This is a genomic window from Streptomyces altiplanensis (genome assembly GCF_053591575.1).
This window is the reverse complement of the sequence record NZ_JBSFUB010000028.1, coordinates 25,370-43,231: the sequence shown is the minus strand read 5'-3', so window position 1 is coordinate 43,231 and position 17,862 is coordinate 25,370. Positions and strand designations below refer to the sequence as shown.

Genomic DNA, 17,862 nt, shown 5'->3' with positions numbered 1-17,862 from the left:
AAAATGTAGGTACTTGATGGTGTGTCAGTAAAGCACCAGCATGGGTTTCGCAGCTGCCGAACGATCCGTCCGACCGCCGAGGGGCTGGAGCGAAACATGACTGCGAACCACCGCACACCCGTGACCGTCGTCGGGCTGGGCTCGATGGGCAGGGCGCTGGCCGAGGCGTTCATCGAGGCCGGCCACCCGACGACCGTCTGGAACCGCACCCCCGAGAAGGCCGCGCCGCTCGTCGCCAGGGGCGCCGTGCACGCGGAGACGATCGGGGAAGCGGTCGCCGCGAGCCCGCTGACCGTCGCCTGTCTGTCCACGTACGACGCCACGCTCCAGAGCCTGGAACCGGCCGGCGACGCGCCGGCCGGGCGCACGCTGGTCACCCTGAACAGCGGAACCCCGGCCGGGGCCCGCCGGATGGCCGCCTGGGCGGCCGGGCACGGCGCCCGGTTCCTCGACGGGGCGGTGAAGAACGTCCCCTCGGCCGTGGGGAGACCGGACACGCTCCTGTACTACAGCGGCGACAAGGCCACCTTCGACGACCACGCGGAGACGCTGCGGGTGCTGGGCGGTGACACCGTCCACCTGGGCACCGAGGCGGACCTCGCCGCCCTGTACGAGTCGGCGGTGGGCGGCACCCTGCTGCCGGCCCTCCTCGGCTTCTTCCAGGGCGCCGCTCTCGTCACGGCGCGCGGCCTGCGGGCGAGCACGCTGGTGCCGTACACCGTCAAGTGGCTGGAGATGATCGGCTCCGTCCTGCCGGTCCTGGCGGAGGAGATCGACACCGGCGACTACACCGGTCCCGCTTCCTCCGTCGGCGTCTTCCACGACGGGATCGGCTACGACGAGGAGATGGGAGAGGAGGCGGGCATCGACACCTCCTGGCTCGCCCCCATGAACGATCTGGTGCGGCGGGCGGTCGCCGAAGGCCATCGTGACCACAGCATCTCGTCGCTGGTCGAGCTGCTCAGGAAGCCGGAACGGAACTGACCGGCCCGGCGCCCCGGCCGTCCCCCCTCGGCGGTCAGCCGTCCTCGCGCTCCTTCTCCGCCATCCGGATCACGCACACCGCGACCGCGATCAGCAGCGCCGTGTCGGCGTCGTCCCGTACGACGTCGACGGCGTACGTGTCGCGGACCCGGAACCACTTCCGGGAGATGCGGGCCAGCAGCTCGCCGTCGTGCTCGACCGAGAACTCCCGGTCGAGCACCCGGCCGCTGACGTCCAGCTCGGTCCCCTCGGCCAGGGCGGCGCGGTAGTGGTTGCGCAGCAGCGACAGCCGCTTCCTGCGTACGGTCGCGAGCGTCTGCCCGTCCCGCTCGACGGTCATCGCGTCCCGGATGCTGAGCGCCTTCTCTCGCAGCGTGACCAGCACCCGGCCGGCCGGATCCTTGATCTCCAGGGTGTCGCGCAGCCGCAGCGCCTTGCCGTCGACGAGGAAGGCGCGGTGGCCGTGCTCGTCCTCGATCCAGTAGTCGTCGCCGATGCTGAAGATCTTGTCGCGTACGAGGTACTTCATGCGGTCAGGGCTACCCCGTGGCGGCGACCTCGCACCGGACGTACTTGCCCGACGACCCGAATGCGGCAGCGGTCAGCCGCCCGGGGCTGCCTCAGCGCCGGCCCGGAGCGCGTGAACGTCCTCCCCGGGCAGCCGTGCGGCCTCGAGAGCGGTTGTCCGGCCGGCTGCTCGGCCGTTCATGAGCCGGATGGCAAGCTTGAAGGATGAACGATGCTGCCCCGGCGCCCACCCCCGCGCCCCGCCGTGCCCGTGTCCGTGCCCCCGAGCTGATCGGCAAGGGCGGCTGGCTGAACACGGGCGGCAAGGATCTGACCCTCTCCGACCTGCGAGGACGCATTGTCATCCTCGATTTCTGGACCTTTTGCTGTGTGAACTGCCTGCATGTCCTGGACGAGCTGCGGGAGCTGGAGGAGAAGCACCGGGACACGGTGGTGATCATCGGGGTCCACTCGCCGAAGTTCGTGCACGAGGCCGAGCACCAGGCCGTCGTCGACGCCGTCGAGCGGTACGGCGTGCACCACCCGGTCCTCGACGACCCCGAGCTCGCGACGTGGAAGCAGTACGCCGTACGGGCCTGGCCGACGCTCGTCGTCATCGACCCCGAGGGGTACGTCGTCGCGCAGCACGCCGGTGAGGGCCACGCGCACGCCATCGAGAGGCTCGTCGAGGAGCTGGAGGCCGCGCACGAGGCGAAGGGGACGCTGCGGCGCGGGGACGGGCCGTACGTCGCGCCCGAGCCGGTCGCGACCGACCTGCGCTTCCCGGGCAAGGCGCTGCTGCTGCCCGGCACGGGGCACTTCCTGGTCTCGGACACCACCCGCCACCAGCTCGTCGAGCTCGAAGCGGACGGCGAGACCGTCGTACGGCGCATCGGCGACGGCGGGGACGGCGGGTTCAAGGAGCCGCAGGGGCTCGCGCTGCTGCCCGACGGGCGGGTCGTCGTGGCCGACACCGTCCATCACCAGCTGCGTGCGTACGACCCGGCGAGCGGTGCCGTCGAGGTCCTCGCCGGCACCGGAAAGCAGTGGTGGCAGGGGTCCCCGGCCTCCGGGCCCGCCCGCGAGGTCGATCTGTCCTCGCCGTGGGACGTGGCCTGGTGGCAGGGCAAGGTGTGGATCGCCATGGCCGGTGTGCACCAGCTGTGGACGTACGACCCCGAGGCCGGGACCGTGCGGGCCGAGGCCGGGACGACCAACGAGGGGCTGGTGGACGGGCCCGCCGCCGAGGCGTGGTTCGCGCAGCCGTCCGGACTCGCGGTCTCGGCGGACGGCGAGCGGCTGTGGGTGGCGGACTCGGAGACGAGCGCGCTGCGGTACGTCGACAGCGAGCTGGTGGTGCACACCGCCGTCGGGACCGGACTCTTCGACTTCGGGCACCGCGACGGCGCGGCGGGGCAGGCGCTGCTCCAGCACCCGCTCGGGGTGACGGCGCTGCCCGACGGATCGGTCGCGGTCAGCGACACGTACAACCACGCGCTGCGGCGCTACGACCCGGCGAGCGGTGAAGTGACCACTCTGGCCACGGACTTGAGGGAGCCGAGCGACGCCGTGCTCGTCGGTGACGACATCGTCGCCGTCGAGTCCGCCCGTCACCGGCTGACCCGGCTGCGCCTGCCCGACGAGGCGGTGCGCGTCGAGTCCGTCGCCCACCGCACGCAGCGCGCGGCGACCGAAGTGGCGCCGGGGAAGCTCCGGTTGGACGTCGTCTTCCAGGCGCCGAGCGGACAGAAGCTGGACACGCGGTACGGGCCCTCGACGCGGCTGCTGGTCTCCTCGACCCCGCCGGAGCTGCTGGCCGGGGGCGAGGGGGCCGGGACCGACCTGAGCCGCGATCTGGAGCTGAACCCGGAGGTCACCGAGGGGGTGCTGCACGTCTCGGCGATGGCCGCCTCCTGCGACGACGACCCCGCCAACGAGTACCCGGCGTGCCATGTCCACCAGCAGGACTGGGGCGTGCCCGTCCGCGTGAGCGCGGAAGGAACGCCCCGGCTGCCGCTCGTGCTCGCCGGCATGGACGGCTGAGCAGCCGGCGGCCTCCGGGCCCGGGCCCGGCGTGCGCTGTCCGGGCCCGGCTGCGCCGGTCGGCCGTCGCCGGGCGTCAGGGGTTGTGGTGCCGGTCGTCGGTCACGACGGTGGTGGTGGGCGGTACGACCATGCGACGGCGCCTGGCGACGCTGGCGTAGACCGCGACCCCGATGATTCCGACGAGCATCATGATGATCCCGACAAGGTCGAGGTTGACGCTCTCCATCTCCCAGTCGGTGGCGAAGGCGAGTATCGCCCCGCCCGCGATGAGGAGAATGAATCCTCCCAGTCCCATGAGTCTGCCTCCCTGTAGGCCCGGCTGTTGGGCCGGTGTACGTCTTTCGCGTACCCGGCCCTTCAACAGGCAAGCGTGCAAGCAGGCTTCGGGATTCGGGAGGGTCAGCCTTCCAGGAACGCCGTCACCGCGTTCGCCAGCAGATACGGGTCGTCCGCCCCGCACAGCTCGCGCGCGCTGTGCATCGACAGGATCGCGACGCCGATGTCGACGGTCCGGATCCCGTGCCGGGCGGCGGTGATCGGGCCGATCGTCGTGCCGCACGGCATCGCGTTGTTCGACACGAAGTTCTGCCAGGGCACCCCGGCCTTCTCGCACGCCGCCGCGAACACGGCCTGGCCGCTGCCGTCCGTCGCGTACCGCATGTTGACGTTGACCTTGAGGATCGGTCCGCCGTTGACGCGCGGGTGGTGCGTCGGGTCGTGGCGCTCGCGGTAGTTGGGGTGCACGGCGTGCCCGGTGTCGGACGACAGGCAGACCGTGCCGGCGAAGGCGCGCGCCCTGTCGTCGTAGCTGCCGCCGCGCGCGAACACCGAACGCTCCAGCACGTTGCCCAGCAGCGGCCCGTCGGCGCCGGTGTCGGACTGCGACCCGTTCTCCTCGTGGTCGAAGGCGGCGAGCACCGGAATGGACGGGAGCGGGCCGTCCGAGCCGCTGACGGCCACCAGCGCCGCGACCCCCGCGTGCACGGAGATCAGGTTGTCCATGCGCGGCCCGGCCACCAGCTCGCGGTCACGGCCGAGGTAGGACGGCGGGTCGATGCTGTGGGCCATGAGGTCCCAGCCGGCGACCTCTCCCGGGGCCAGGCCCTCTTCCTCCTCCAGGAACCGGATGAGGTCCCCTTCGTTCACGTCTCCGAGGCCCCAGATCGGCTGCATGTGCCGCTGCTTGTCGAGCTTGAGGCCGTCGGTGTTCACCGACCGGTCCAGGTGCACGGCCAGCTGCGGCACGCGCAGCAGCGCCCGGTCGATGTTGACCAGCCGGTGCGAGCCGTCGCGCAGCGTCAGCCGTCCGGCGATGCCCAGGTCCCGGTCGAGCCAGGTGTTGAGGAGTGTCCCGCCGTAGATCTCGACGGCGATCTGCCGCCAGCCCTCCGCGCCCATGTCGGGCAGCGGCTTCACGTGCAGGTGCGGGGAGTCGGTGTGCCCGCCGATGATCCGGAACGGCGTGCTCGCCTGTGCGCCCTCCGGTACGTACCAGGCGATGATCGCTCCGCCGCGCAGCACGTACTTCCCGCCGGCCGTCGCGTCCCAGGCCTCGGTCTCCGCGACCTGCCGGAACCCGGCCTTGTCCAGTCGCTCTGCGGCGTTCGCCACCGCGTGGTACGGCGTCGGGCTGGCTGCCAGGAAGGACATCAGGTCGTCGGTGTGGCCGCGGTCGAAGCGGGCGGGTGCGCTCATGGGGTTCACCATAACCAGGGGCGGACGCGGGCCCGTACCGCCCGTGTCAGAGCCCCGGCGGCCGCTCGAACCGCCGCTGTATCGTCCGGCGTTCGCCGCGCCGCACCTGCGGCAGCATCCGCGGGGCGCCGGCCGGCCGCTGCTCCTGCCGGCGCCGCCCGACGCAGAACAGGCAGCCCTCGCCGGGGGGCGCGGTCGGGTCGATGGGCGAGCCGGGGTGCTCGGCGCAGCCCGACGCGTTGCGCGGCCGGGAGAGCTCGCGGGCCACGATGAAGGCGCGGTGCAGGGTGTCCGCGATCTCCACGAACTCCTCGGCGGGGGAGGAGACGGTGACGGCGAAGGCGCGGTCGTTGACCTCCTGGACGTACCCCTTGAGCCGGCTCCGCGTGTACGGCGGATCGGGCACGGGGTAGCCGAGGCGGCGCTGCTCGGCCGGGGCGGGGACGCTGCGCTCGCCGCGGCGGCGGCGGTCGTTGCAGAGCAGGCAGCGGCCCCAGCCCGCGGGGGCCTCGGGGTCGGTGGCGCCGTTGGGGTGCAGCTCGCAGCCGGTGTAGCTCTTGACGGGGGCGAGGTCGGCGGCCGTCTTGAAGGCGACGTACAGCGTGTCGGCGACCGGTTCGTACTCGAGCGGGTGGGAGCCCTCGTACAGCTCGCCGATCTGGTCGCCCACGGAGCCGAGCTTTCCGCGCAGCTCACTGAGCGCGTACGGCCGGCCGGCCGGGACGGAGTAGCCACCCCTGCGGGATTCCATGGAACTCATGCCGTCCAGAGTCGCACGGGCCTCCGACAACGGGCCGGGACCGCCCCCGGGGGAGCGGCCCCGGCCCGTGGCCGGAGGGTTTCGGGAAGTGGACCGGGTGGGCTAGAAGGCCGCCTCGTCCAGCTCCATCAGGGACTGGTCGACGGACTCGGCCAGGGCGCGCTCGACACCGACGCCCGGCAGGACGTTCGCGGCGAAGAACTTCGCCGCCGCGATCTTGCCCGTGTAGAACGGCACGTCCTTCGGGGACGCGGTCGGCAGCTTCTCGGCGGCCACGGCCGCGCCCCGGAGCAGCAGGTAGCCGACGACGACGTCACCGGAGGCCATCAGCAGGCGGGTGGTGTTCAGGCCGACCTTGTAGATCGACTTGACGTCCTTCTCGGTGCCCGCGAGGTCCGTCAGCATGGTGCCGACGATGGCCTCCAGGTCCACGGCCGCCTTGGCGAGGTGGTCGCGGGCCGCGGCGAGCTCCTCGCCGCCGGTGCCGACGGCGAGGAACTTCTTGATGTCCTCGGCCAGCGAGTTCAGCGCGGCGCCCTGGTTGCGGACGATCTTCCGGAAGAAGTAGTCCTGGCCCTGGATCGCGGTCGTGCCCTCGTACAGGGTGTCGATCTTCGCGTCGCGGATGTACTGCTCGATCGGGTACTCCTGGAGGTACCCGGAGCCGCCGAACGTCTGGAGCGACTGCGCCAGCTGCTCGTACGACTTCTCGGAGCCGTAGCCCTTGACGATCGGCAGCAGCAGGTCGTTCATGGCGACGAGCGCCGAGGTGTCCTCGCCCGCCGCTTCCCTGGCGGTGATCTCGTCCTGGACGGACGCGGTGTGCAGGACCAGGGCGCGCATGCCCTCGGCGTACGCCTTCTGCGTCATGAGCGAGCGGCGGACGTCGGGGTGGTGCGTGATGGTGACCTTGGGCGCCGTCTTGTCCATGAAGTTGGCGAGGTCCGGGCCCTGGACGCGCTCCTTGGCGTACTCCAGCGCGTTGAGGTAACCGGTCGACAGCGTCGCGATCGCCTTCGTGCCGACCATCATCCGGGCGAACTCGATGATCATGAACATCTGGCGGATGCCGTCGTGCTTGTCGCCGATCAGCCAGCCCTTGGCGGGGTGCTGGTCGCCGAAGGTCATCTCGCACGTGTTGGACGCCTTGAGGCCCATCTTGTGCTCGACGTTCGTGGCGTAGACGCCGTTGCGCTCGCCCAGCTCGCCGGTCTCCCAGTCGAACTCGTACTTCGGGACGAGGAAGAGCGAGAGCCCCTTGGTGCCGGGGCCCGCACCCTCCGGCCGCGCGAGCACGTAGTGGAGGATGTTCTCCGACATGTCGTGCTCGCCGGACGTGATGAAGCGCTTCACGCCCTCGATGTGCCAGGAGCCGTCCTCCTGCCGGACCGCCTTCGTGCGGCCTGCGCCGACGTCCGAACCGGCGTCCGGCTCGGTCAGGACCATCGTCGAGCCCCACTGCTTGTCGACGGCTATCTGCGCGATCTTCTTCTGCGCCTCGTTGCCCTCCTCGAAGAGGACGCCGGCGAACGCCGGGCCCGAGGAGTACATCCAGACCGCCGGGTTGGCGCCGAGCAGCAGCTCCGCGTAGGCCCAGATCAGCGAGCGGGGGGAGGTGGTGCCGCCGATCTCCTCGGGGAGGCCGAGACGCCAGTACTCGCTGTCCATGAAGGCCTGGTAGCTCTTCTTGAAGGACGCCGGTACGGGCGCGGTGTTGGTGGCCGGGTCGAAGACCGGCGGGTTGCGGTCGGCGTCCTCGAAGGAGGCGGCGAGGTCGTTCTCCGCGAGGCGGGCGATCTCGTCGAGGATGCTCTTGGCGGTCTCGACGTCCATCTCCGCGAACGGGCCGGTGCCGTACAGCTTGTCGCGGCCGAGGACCTCGAAGAGGTTGAACTCGATGTCGCGGAGGTTCGACTTGTAGTGACCCATGGCAACGGCTCCGTAAGGATCGGGAGGCAGATTCCTCGTACATCTACTACTGGCAAGTAGCTACGATGATGCTACCCGTCGGTAATAAGGCGCAACCCCTCAACGGGTCATCTGTGACGCTTCTCAACGCAAACTGCGGCCAGCGGCCGGAGGCGCCGACTCGATACGCTTGCGCGCATGTACGGCTACGACCAGAACCAGGGTGGACAGCAGCAGTACGCGCCGCCGCAGCCCCCGCCCCAGGGCGGCTACGGGGAGCAGCCGCTCTACCCGGAGCCGTCGCCGCCCTCGCTCGCCGACGCGGTGCGCGCCTTCACCACCGGATCGCTCTCCGCCGAGGACTTCCAGCAGATCTTCGCCACGTCGAGGGTCTACTGCCCGCGCGGCGACAATCCGGGATTCCTCGCGCTGCACAACACCCAGCAGCCGGTGATCCCGATGTTCACCTCGCTCAAGGAGCTGCGTAAGTACGCCGGCAAGGAGTCGAAGTACTTCGTGATCACCGGTGCGGAGGTGATCGACCTGCTGCCGACCGGGTACGGCTTCGTCCTCGACATGGAGGGTGAGCACCGGATGGTCTTCGACGCGAAGGCGGTGGAGCAGATGGTCGACTTCGCCATGCGGCGGATGTACGGCTAGGCGCCCGGGGACGGCCGGCCGAGGCGGTCGAGGCGGTCGAGGTGGGCCGGGGTCAGGCGGAGATCTGCCGCGGCGAGGTTCTCCTCCAGGTGGTCGATCCGGGCGGTGCCCGGGATCGGGAGGACGACCGGAGAGCGGCCGAGGAGCCACGCGAGCGCGACCTGCGCGGGGGTGGCGCCCAGTTCGGCCGCCACGGCGGCGACCTCGGCCGTCGCGCCTGACGCCGCCGTGGCGACGGGCCGCCACGGCAGGAACGCGATGCCCGCCGCCTCGCAGGCCGCGAGCACGGGCTCGTACTCGCGGTCCAGCAGGCTGTACCGGTTCTGCACGCTCGCGATGTCGACGATCTCCCGTGCCCGGTGGAGTTCGGTGACGGTGACCTCGGACAGTCCGATCCGTCCGACCTTGCCCTCGGTCCGGAGCTCCCGCAGCGTGCCGAGCTGGTCGGCCAGGGGCACCTCCGGATCGATGCGGTGCAGCTGGAGGAGTTCGAGCCGCTCGACGCGCAGCCGGCGCAGCGCGTGGTCGACCTGGTCGCGCAGGACGTCTGGCCGCCCGTCCAGCTTCCACTCGGCGGCGGGGCCCGACCGCGCGACGCCGACCTTGGTGGTGATGAGCAGCCCGTCCGCGTACGGGTGCAGGGCCTCGGCGAGGAGCTCCTCGTTGGCGCCCCCGCCGTACAGGTGGGCGGTGTCGATCAGCGTGACGCCCAGCTCGACGGCCCGCCGGGCGACGGCGAGGGACGCCTCGCGGCCGGGGCCGGGCTCGGCCGGCAGCCGCATGGCTCCGAACCCGAGCCGCCGTACCCCCAGATCCCCGCCGATGTGGAACATGGTCGATGTCATTCGGTCTTTCCGCCCCCTCGGTGAAGTGGCAACGCTAACAGGGGAGTTGGTCTTGGTGCGGGGGCGTTCGCGGAAAGGCGGAAGGGGGCCGGACGCGGCGGTGGCGCGCATCGGCACCCGGGGAATTCCTCCCGGGCTCCTCTCGTTGGGGGTGGCAAGAAGTTCTACGTTCAACTAAAGTGGACGTACAAGGAGGCCCGCCATGCCTGCAGTAACCGTTGAGAACCCGTTGGCCCTGCCGAAGGTCGTCGCGCCGGGCGACGCCGTGTCGCGCCCCGTGCTGGCCGTCACGACCGCTCCGGGCGGTTTCGAAGGCGAGGGCTTCCCGGTGCGCCGGGCCTTCGCCGGTATCGACTACACGTACCTCGACCCGTTCATCATGATGGACCAGATGGGTGAGGTGGAGTACGAGGCAGGAGAGCCGAAGGGCACGCCCTGGCACCCCCACCGCGGCTTCGAGACGGTCACGTACCTGATCGACGGCACGTTCGTCCACCAGGACAGCAACGGCGGCGGCGGCACGATCCGCAACGGCGACACCCAGTGGATGACCGCCGGGTCCGGCCTGCTGCACATCGAGGCGCCGCCGGAGTCGCTGGTCATGTCGGGCGGCCTGTTCCACGGCCTCCAGCTGTGGGTCAACCTGCCCGCCTCCGACAAGATGATGGCCCCCCGCTACCAGGACATCCGCGGCGGCCAGGTGCAGCTGCTGACGTCGCCGGACGGGGGCGCGCTGCTCCGTGTCATCGCGGGCGAGCTGGACGGCCACGAGGGCCCCGGCATCACGCACACGCCGATCACGATGATCCACGCGACGCTGCGGCCGGGCGCGGAGATCACGCTTCCGTGGCGTGCGGACTTCAACGCGCTGGCGTACGTCCTGGCCGGCCGCGGCAGCGTCGGTACGGACCGCCGCCCCGTCCGCACGGGCCGGACCGCGGTCTTCGGCGACGGGGACTCGCTGACCGTCCGCGCGGACGAGCAGCAGGACGCGAACGCCCCGGACCTGGAAATCGTCCTCCTCGGCGGGCGCCCGATCCGGGAGCCGATGGCGCACTACGGGCCGTTCGTGATGAACACGCAGCAAGAGCTGAAGCAGGCTTTCGAGGACTTCCAGCGGGGCCGCCTGGGCACCGTCCCGGCCGTTCACGGCATGCGCTGAGCGGTGTGGGCCCGCCCGGGTGACGGACCGCGGTCCGTCACCCGGGCGGGCCCCGCCGGCGGGCCGCCCCGCGCCGCCCGTGATCCGCTGGGACCGTGCAGCCGACTCAGCCGACTCAACCGCTCCTCCCCGAGTCCGCGCACCGGGTCGCCGCCTGGTGTGTCGTCGCGCTGCTCGTCACCGGGGTCGCCGCGGTGGGGGTCTGGCTGTGCGTCACCTTCAAGACCGCCGTCACCCCCGTCCTGCTCGCCCTCCTCGGAACCGCGCTGCTCGGGCCCCTGCACCGGCGGCTCGTCAAGCTGCGGCTGAACCGGTCGCTCGCCGCCCTGCTCACCTGTGTCGCGGTGGTCGCCGTCGTCGGCGGCGCCTCGTACATCGTCGTCAACGCCCTCGTCGAGACCGGTGACCAGATCCTCGGCTCGCTCCGGCAGGCGGCCGGGGACCTGTCCCGGCACTTCGGGGCGGCCGGGACCTCCCTGGACGACGTGGCCCAGAACGCCAGGGGACTGCTCGGCAGGTTCGGCGGGACCGCGGCGTCCGGGGTGATCACCGGGCTCAGCGTCGTCGGGGAGATGGCCGCGGTCGCCGTCCTGGCCCTGCTGCTGATCTTCTTCTTCCTCCGGGACTCGGACCGGGCCGCCGGGACCCTGCGGGCCCTCTCCCCCGGCTCGACCGGCGACACCGTCGAAGCGATGGGCCGCCGCGCCTTCGAGGCCGTCGAGGGCTTCATGCGCGGTACGACGTTCATCGCGCTGATCGACGCGGTCCTCATCACCGTCGGGCTGCTGGTCCTGGAGGTGCCCGGCGCGGTCGGCCTCGGCGCGCTGGTCTTCGTCGGCGCGTACATCCCCTACCTCGGCGCCTTCATCTCCGGCGCGGTCGCGGTGCTCGTCGCGCTCGCGGACCGGGGTTTCGTGATCGCGCTGTGGGCGCTGGGGGTCGTACTGGCCGTCCAGGTGCTGGAAGGGCACGTCCTCCAGCCCGTGATCCAGAGCCGGACCGTGCAGATGCATCCGGCTCTGGTGATGCTGGCGATCACCGCCGGGGCGTCCGTCGCGGGCATCCTCGGGATGCTTCTCGCCGTACCGCTGACGGCGGCCGTCTTCGGGGTGATCGGAGAGCTGCGCAGGCGTCACGAGCATCACGGGCACGAGAGCGCGAGGGCCGCGCCGGGCGGGGGCGCGCCGGGCGCCGGGCTCTAGGGCGCTCTCACATGGCCTGCGGGGGGACGGTGTCCTCGGTCACCGGTTCGAAGCCCGCGAGCATCTGCTCCAGTGCCTGCTGGTCGGGGCCGATGAAGGGGTCCGAGCCGGGGGCCGACGCGAGCGTGTCGAGCATCCGCGGGGCCAGGCCGACAGCCGGCGGCAGGTGGGTGGAGAGGACGGTCTCGGGGGCCATGGCGCGCAGGGGCTCGACGGTGGCGAGGTACTTGCCGGTGTCGACGGCGTGCACCCAGGGGCTGTCCACGGTGGCCCACAGCAGCTGGGCGGCGCGCAGGTCCGCGGCGGCGAGCGCGGCGGCCTCGCCGCCGACGGCGACTTCCGCGCTGGGCATGGGCCCGCCGAAGCAGTCGGAGCTGAAGCAGGTCCGCGACCGGTCGTCGTAGAAGCCGACGGTGGCGGGGTTGTCGAACAGCGGCGGCCGGAAGGCCCTGAGCGTACGGTCGCCGACGTCCAGGCTCTGGCCGGGGTTGACCAGACGTACGCGGTCGAGCGGCAGGGGGCGCTCGGTGGACATGATCCCGGCGCCGATGAACGTGGTCACGAGGCGCGCCCGGGGAGCGGCGGCGAGCAGGTCGAACAGGCCGCCCGTGTGGTCGCGGTCGGGGTGGGTGAGCCATATCCAGCACACGTCGGCGGGGTCGATGACGGAGCCGAGCGCGTCGAGGAAATTCCGGTCGGGGAGGCTGAGGCCGGTGTCGACGACGACCGGCTCGTCGGCGAACAGGACGAAGGCGTTGACCGGGAGGAAGCCGATGCCCGGTACCTCCAGGCAGTCCGCCAGTACGGTGGTGTCGCTTCTGGTCTTCTGCGGGATCATGGCGGCTCTCCGTGGTCCCCCCGGCGGCAGAACGGAACAGGGCGGGGCGGGCGGCGCTGACGGGTCGTCCGTCTTTTTGACCATTCTGCTCCTGTGGGGCCGGTACGGCGCCCCGGCAGCCGGGCGCCCCGCGTGGTGCGGGGGCTTCGGGGCCGGTGCCGTGCCGGGGCGCGGGGGCGGGCGTTCCGGAAGTGCGGATCGCTCTAATGGCCCTGCGAAGCGCCGTCCTCGTAGAGCTCGAACCAGATGCACTTGCCCTCGCCCCTCGGGTCCACCCCCCAGGTGTCCGCGAGCATCTCCATCAGGATCAGCCCGCGTCCGCTGGACGCCATCTCCCCCGGGCGCCGCTTGTGCGGCAGTTCGTCGCTGGAGTCCGCCACCTCGACCCTCAGCCGCCGCGCGCCGGGCTCGCCCGTCGCCTCGGCGACCAGCAGGGCGTCACCGTCCGTGTGCACCAGGACGTTGGTGACCATCTCCGAGACCATCAGCACGGCCGAGTCGAGCTGCTCCGCGTCCGCCCAGTCGTGCAGCAGGTCCCGCAGCTGCTGCCGGGCGGCGGCGATCCGCTCCGGCTCGGCCTGGGCCACGGACAGCGCCGTACGCCGGACCGGGGCGTGCGGGCCCACCGGGGAGCCGGGGCCGCAGCCGTCGCCCTCGCGGCACAGCAGCAGCAGCGCGATGTCGTCCTCGCGGCGGTCCACGAGCGGGCCCGTGGTGTAGTGCGAGGCGGGGCCGTGCACGGCGGCGACGAGGGCGTCGGCGAGCTTCTCCAGGCTGTCGCCGGTGTGCTCCTCCATGATCTGGCGGAGCCTGGCCCAGCCGGTGTCCAGGTCGTGGCCGCCGGTCTCGATGAGGCCGTCCGTACAGATCATGATCGTCTCGCCCGGTTCGAGGACCAGGCGCGTCGTCGGGTAGTCCGTGTCCGGGACGATGCCCAGGGGGAGCCCGCCGGCGGTCGGCCGGACCAGCACCGTCCCGTCGCTCAGGCGCACCGCCGGTTCGGGGTGGCCCGCGCGGGCGATGTCGAGGAGGCCGGTGGTGGGGTCGGCCTCGATGTAGAGGCAGGTCGCGAAGCGCGGGCTGGAGTAGTCGCCGGGGTCGTAGGTGTCGGCCCCCGGAAAATCATGCAGCCCGTGCAGGAAGCGGGAGGCGCGGGAGAGGACCGCGTCCGGGCGGTGTCCCTCGGAGGCGTACGCGCGCAGGGCGATCCGCAGCTGGCCCATCAGCCCGGCCGCCCGTACGTCGTGTCCCTGTACGTCGCCGATGACCAGCGCTATTCGCCCGTTGGGCAGCGGGATCATGTCGTACCAGTCGCCGCCGACCTGGAGGCCCCCGCCGGTCGGCACGTACCGCGCGGCCACCGTCATGCCGGGGATCTCCGGGCCCAGCGTCGGCATCATCGACCGCTGGAGGCCCAGCGACAGCTCGCGCTCGCTCTCGGCCACCGAGGCCCGTTCCAGCGCCTGGGCGAGCATCCGGGCGACCGTCGTCAGCACGGAGCGCTCGTCGGGGGTGAACGCGACGGGGTGCGCGAAACCCGCCATCCAGGCGCCCATGGTGCGGCCGGCCACCGTCAGCGGCAGGAAGGCCCAGGAGCGGCGGGAGGGGGTGCGGCCGAGGGGGCGGCCGGCGGGGTAGCGGTGGCTGTACTCCTCGGGGGACGAGAGGTAGATGGCCCGGCCGGTCCGTACGACCTCGGACGCCGGATGGTCCGTGTCCAGCAGCATGTCGGCGAACGGGAGCTCGTCGCCGGGGCCGTATCCGTGGTGCCCCAGGACCGTGATGCGGCTGCCCGACGAGCCGAAGACGGCGAGGCTGTCCGGTGAGAAACCGGGCATCGACAGGGACGCGGCGACCCGCAGCACCTCGGACGTGGACCGCGCCTCCGCGAGCGCCCGCCCCGCGTCCAGCAGGAACGCCTCGCGGGAGCGGCGCCAGTCGCCGGTGACCGGGGAGTGCGCGGCCTCGCCCGGCTGCGGCTCGGCGACCTCCTGGAGGGTGCCGAAGAGCTGGTAGTCGCCGTTGGCGGAGACCGGCTTGGAGCGGCTGCGTACGGTCCTGAGCAGCCGCCCCTCCACATCCATGATCCGGAGCCGGGCCTCGGCGAGGGTGCCCTCGGCGGCCGCGAGGTTCACGATCCCGTTGATCTCGTTCCAGTCGGCGGGGTGGAAGCGGGAGCGCACGGCGGCCTCGGGAAGCACCACGGACTCGGCGGGCAGGCCGAGGAGCCGGGCGGCTTCCGCGTCGAGCGTGACGACTCCGGATGCGTTGTCCCAGTGCCACAGGCCGGTCGCGATGGCGGCCAGGATGTCCTCGGTACGCATTGCTTCATCTTTACAGGTCGGGGCCGGACCGGCCGTGCGAAGCCCGGGCCAGAAAAAGGAGAGGCGCCGGGCGGTAACCTGGAGTGTCTTGTGACAACCCCGAATCCCGAAGGCTGGATGAACGACGATGCATCGGTACAGGTCCCACACCTGCGGCGAGCTCCGCGCCTCTGACGTCGGCACCGACGTCCGGCTGAGCGGCTGGCTGCACAATCGTCGAGACCTGGGCGGCATCCTCTTCATCGATCTGCGCGATCACTACGGCATCACGCAGCTCGTCGCCCGCCCCGGCACCCCGGCGTACGACGCCCTCGACAAGCTCAACAAGGAGTCGGTCGTCCGCGTCGACGGCCGGGTCGTCTCGCGCGGCGCCGACAACGTCAACCCGGAGCTGCCCACCGGCGAGATCGAGGTCGAGGTCTCCGGGGTCGAGCTGCTGGGCGCGTCGCAGCAGCTGCCGTTCCAGATCAACACCGACGACGGGGTGGGTGAGGAGCGCCGTCTGGAGTACCGCTTCCTCGACCTGCGCCGCGAGCGCATGCACCGCAACATCATGCTGCGTACGGCCGTCATCTCGGCCGTCCGTCACAAGATGACGGCGCTCGGCTTCAACGAGATGGCGACCCCGATCCTGACGGCGACGTCTCCCGAGGGCGCCCGCGACTTCGTGGTCCCCTCCCGCCTGAACCCGGGCAAGTTCTACGCCCTCCCGCAGGCTCCGCAGCAGTTCAAGCAGCTGCTGATGATCTCGGGCTTCGACCGCTACTTCCAGATCGCGCCGTGCTTCCGCGACGAGGACGCCCGCGCCGACCGCTCGCCGGGCGAGTTCTACCAGCTCGACGTCGAGATGAGCTTCGTCGAGCAGGAGGACGTCTTCCAGCCGATCGAGAAGCTGATGACCGAGCTCTTCGAGGAGTTCGGAGGCGGCCGCCACGTCACGTCGCCCTTCCCGCGGATCCCGTTCCGCGAGTCGATGCTGAAGTACGGCAACGACAAGCCCGACCTGCGCGCCAAGCTGGAGCTCGTCGACATCTCGGACGTCTTCGCCGGCTCGGAGTTCAAGGCGTTCGCCGGGAAGCACGTCCGCGCGCTGCCGGTGCCGGACACGGCGGGCCAGTCCCGGAAGTTCTTCGACGGCCTCGGCGACTACGCCGTCGAGCACGGCGCGAAGGGCCTGGCCTGGGTGCGGGTCGGCGAGGACGGTTCGCTGAGCGGCCCGATCGCCAAGTTCCTCACCGAGGAGAACGTCAAGGTCCTCACCGAGCGCCTGTCGCTGGCCCCCGGTCACGCGGTCTTCTTCGGCGCGGGCGAGTTCGACGAGGTCTCCAAGATCATGTCGGCGGTCCGGGTCGAGGCCGCCAAGCGCGCCGGTCACTTCGAGGAGGGCGTCTTCCGGTTCTGCTGGATCGTCGACTTCCCGATGTACGAGAAGGACGAGGAGACCGGCAGGATCGACTTCTCGCACAACCCCTTCTCGATGCCGCAGGGCGGTATTGAGGCCCTGGAGACCCAGGACCCGCTGTCCATCCTGGGCTGGCAGTACGACATCGTCTGCAACGGCGTCGAGCTGTCCTCCGGCGCGATCCGCAACCACGAGCCCGACGTCATGTTCAAGGCGTTCGAGATCGCCGGTTACTCGAAGGAGACCGTCGAGCGCGAGTTCGCGGGCATGCTCCGCGCCTTCCAGTTCGGCGCCCCGCCGCACGGCGGCATCGCCCCGGGCATCGACCGCATCGTGATGCTGCTCGCCGACGAGCCGAACATCCGCGAGACGATCGCGTTCCCGCTCAACCAGAACGCCCAGGACCTGATGATGGGCGCGCCGACGACGCTGGACGAGGCCCGCCTGCGGGAGCTCAACATTCAGTTGCGGAAGCCGGTTTCCGACAAGTAGTGCGTTTAGGTTGAAGGGGTTCGGAATCGATCGGTTCCGGGCCCCTTCTTCCATGTCGCGGATGCTTCCTGGAAGCGAGGGCCTGTGTGGCCGGCCTCTCCGCGGAACGCGTCGAGGCGGTCCGTTCGGCAGCACGACGACGAAAGGCACGAAATGAAGCGCCGGAACCGGACCATGGCGCCGCTGACCGCGCTGCTGGCGGCAGCCGCATTCCTGGCGGCTGGCTGCGGTACGAGCACGAGCGGCACGAGCGCCAGTACGGGTTCCACCGCCCCCGCCACCGGGGCGCCGCGAGACGACCCACGGCCCGGCGCACCGGCGCACGAGGTGTCCGGCGGCAAGGCGGGCAGGGGCGCACCGGACCGGCCCGCGTCGCCGGAGAAGCGCCCGCTGCTCCGGCTCCCGGGCCTGGGGCCCAAGACCCTCGCCCGGGTCCCCGGCCGCACCCGCCAGGCACTCGTCGTCACCGGAGAGGGCCGCGACGAGAACCGGGGCACGGCGGTCCTCTACGAGCGCGACCGCCCCGGCGCCCCCTGGCGCCCCGGCCCCTCCTGGCCCACCCACAACGGCCTGCGCGGCTGGACCGGCAAGCACATGCACGGCGACCTGCGCTCCCCGATCGGCGTCTTCACCCTGACGGACGCGGGCGGCCTGCTCCCCGATCCGGGCGCGAAGCTGCCGTACGACGAGGGCCCCGCCTTCACCGCCCGCGGCACGGGCTCCCTGGGCGAGCCGCTCGCGGGCTCCTTCGACTACGTCATCGCCATCGACTACAACCGCGAGCCCGGCACCACCCCGCTGGACTGGACCCGTCCCCTCGGCGCGGCCCGGGGCGGCGGCATCTGGCTCCACGTGGACCACGACGGCCCGACGCAGGGCTGCGTGTCCCTGCGGAAGGACGTGATGAAGTACCTCGTGCGCACGATCGACCCGGCGAAGAACCCGGTGGTGGTGATGGGCGACGCGGCGTCGCTGCGCGACTGAGCGGGCGCACAGCACTTCGCCCCGCCGGTCGGGTGACCGGCGGGGCGAAGGAC

At 71.5% G+C, this 17,862-nt stretch carries 15 protein-coding genes; 7 read left to right on the top strand and 8 right to left on the bottom strand.

What is annotated here, in order from left to right; translation table 11 throughout:
* The first annotated feature begins 96 nt into the window (after positions 1 to 96).
* Complete coding sequence (locus tag ACWD0Y_RS15420; RefSeq protein WP_450260842.1) at positions 97 to 984, top strand: NAD(P)-dependent oxidoreductase; 888 nt, start codon at positions 97 to 99, stop codon at positions 982 to 984.
* 34 nt (positions 985 to 1,018) lie between these two features.
* Here the strand turns inward: ACWD0Y_RS15420 and ACWD0Y_RS15415 are convergent, their stop codons facing one another.
* Positions 1,019 to 1,513, bottom strand: a complete 495-nt coding sequence (locus ACWD0Y_RS15415) for an LURP-one-related/scramblase family protein (protein ID WP_450260841.1) — start codon at positions 1,511 to 1,513, stop codon at positions 1,019 to 1,021.
* Positions 1,514 to 1,716: 203 nt separating this feature from the next.
* Between ACWD0Y_RS15415 and ACWD0Y_RS15410 the strand changes: the two genes are divergently transcribed.
* Positions 1,717 to 3,534 carry an NHL domain-containing thioredoxin family protein gene (locus tag ACWD0Y_RS15410; protein WP_450260840.1) on the top strand — a complete coding sequence of 606 codons (1,818 nt, stop codon included), beginning with the start codon at positions 1,717 to 1,719 and terminating at the stop codon, positions 3,532 to 3,534.
* A 76-nt stretch (positions 3,535 to 3,610) separates the two neighbouring features.
* Here the strand turns inward: ACWD0Y_RS15410 and ACWD0Y_RS15405 are convergent, their stop codons facing one another.
* From ACWD0Y_RS15405 to ACWD0Y_RS15390, 4 genes are all read right to left on the bottom strand, one after another.
* Complete coding sequence (locus tag ACWD0Y_RS15405; protein WP_450260839.1) at positions 3,611 to 3,832, bottom strand: DUF6458 family protein; 222 nt, start codon at positions 3,830 to 3,832, stop codon at positions 3,611 to 3,613.
* 104 nt (positions 3,833 to 3,936) lie between these two features.
* A complete protein-coding gene (locus ACWD0Y_RS15400) occupies positions 3,937 to 5,232 on the bottom strand; it encodes a M18 family aminopeptidase (protein WP_450260838.1) in 1,296 nt (431 codons plus the stop codon).
* Between the two features lie 46 nt (positions 5,233 to 5,278).
* A complete protein-coding gene (locus tag ACWD0Y_RS15395; RefSeq protein ID WP_450260837.1) occupies positions 5,279 to 5,992 on the bottom strand; it encodes a hypothetical protein in 714 nt (237 codons plus the stop codon).
* A 102-nt stretch (positions 5,993 to 6,094) separates the two neighbouring features.
* Positions 6,095 to 7,921 (bottom strand): acyl-CoA dehydrogenase, encoded by a 1,827-nt coding sequence (locus ACWD0Y_RS15390; RefSeq protein ID WP_450260836.1) that lies wholly within the window; start codon positions 7,919 to 7,921, stop codon positions 6,095 to 6,097.
* A gap of 177 nt (positions 7,922 to 8,098) precedes the next feature.
* Here ACWD0Y_RS15390 and ACWD0Y_RS15385 point away from each other — a divergent pair, with 177 nt between their 5' ends.
* Positions 8,099 to 8,560 (top strand): SseB family protein, encoded by a 462-nt coding sequence (locus tag ACWD0Y_RS15385; RefSeq protein WP_093799970.1) that lies wholly within the window; start codon positions 8,099 to 8,101, stop codon positions 8,558 to 8,560.
* Here the strand turns inward: ACWD0Y_RS15385 and ACWD0Y_RS15380 are convergent.
* Entirely contained in the window at positions 8,557 to 9,405 is an 849-nt protein-coding gene (locus ACWD0Y_RS15380) for an aldo/keto reductase (protein WP_450260835.1), read from the bottom strand. The two genes, ACWD0Y_RS15385 and ACWD0Y_RS15380, sit on opposite strands and share 4 nt — an antisense overlap.
* A gap of 202 nt (positions 9,406 to 9,607) precedes the next feature.
* Here ACWD0Y_RS15380 and ACWD0Y_RS15375 point away from each other — a divergent pair, with 202 nt between their 5' ends.
* Positions 9,608 to 10,567, top strand: a complete 960-nt coding sequence (locus ACWD0Y_RS15375) for a pirin family protein (protein WP_450260834.1) — start codon at positions 9,608 to 9,610, stop codon at positions 10,565 to 10,567.
* A gap of 95 nt (positions 10,568 to 10,662) precedes the next feature.
* Positions 10,663 to 11,769, top strand: coding sequence for an AI-2E family transporter (locus ACWD0Y_RS15370; RefSeq protein WP_450260833.1), 1,107 nt, complete (start codon positions 10,663 to 10,665; stop codon positions 11,767 to 11,769).
* A gap of 7 nt (positions 11,770 to 11,776) precedes the next feature.
* Here ACWD0Y_RS15370 and ACWD0Y_RS15365 read toward each other — a convergent pair whose 3' ends face one another.
* Together ACWD0Y_RS15365 and ACWD0Y_RS15360 are read right to left on the bottom strand one after the other, a co-directional pair.
* Positions 11,777 to 12,607, bottom strand: a complete 831-nt coding sequence (locus ACWD0Y_RS15365; protein WP_450260832.1) for an MBL fold metallo-hydrolase — start codon at positions 12,605 to 12,607, stop codon at positions 11,777 to 11,779.
* A gap of 203 nt (positions 12,608 to 12,810) precedes the next feature.
* Positions 12,811 to 14,931, bottom strand: a complete 2,121-nt coding sequence (locus ACWD0Y_RS15360; protein WP_450260831.1) for an ATP-binding SpoIIE family protein phosphatase — start codon at positions 14,929 to 14,931, stop codon at positions 12,811 to 12,813.
* 127 nt (positions 14,932 to 15,058) lie between these two features.
* Here ACWD0Y_RS15360 and aspS point away from each other — a divergent pair, with 127 nt between their 5' ends.
* Together aspS and ACWD0Y_RS15350 are read left to right on the top strand one after the other, a co-directional pair.
* Positions 15,059 to 16,825 (top strand): aspartate--tRNA ligase, encoded by a 1,767-nt coding sequence (aspS, locus tag ACWD0Y_RS15355; protein ID WP_450260830.1) that lies wholly within the window; start codon positions 15,059 to 15,061, stop codon positions 16,823 to 16,825.
* 153 nt (positions 16,826 to 16,978) lie between these two features.
* Positions 16,979 to 17,809 carry a hypothetical protein gene (locus ACWD0Y_RS15350; RefSeq protein ID WP_450260829.1) on the top strand — a complete coding sequence of 277 codons (831 nt, stop codon included), beginning with the start codon at positions 16,979 to 16,981 and terminating at the stop codon, positions 17,807 to 17,809.
* Positions 17,810 to 17,862: the final 53 nt, after the last annotated feature.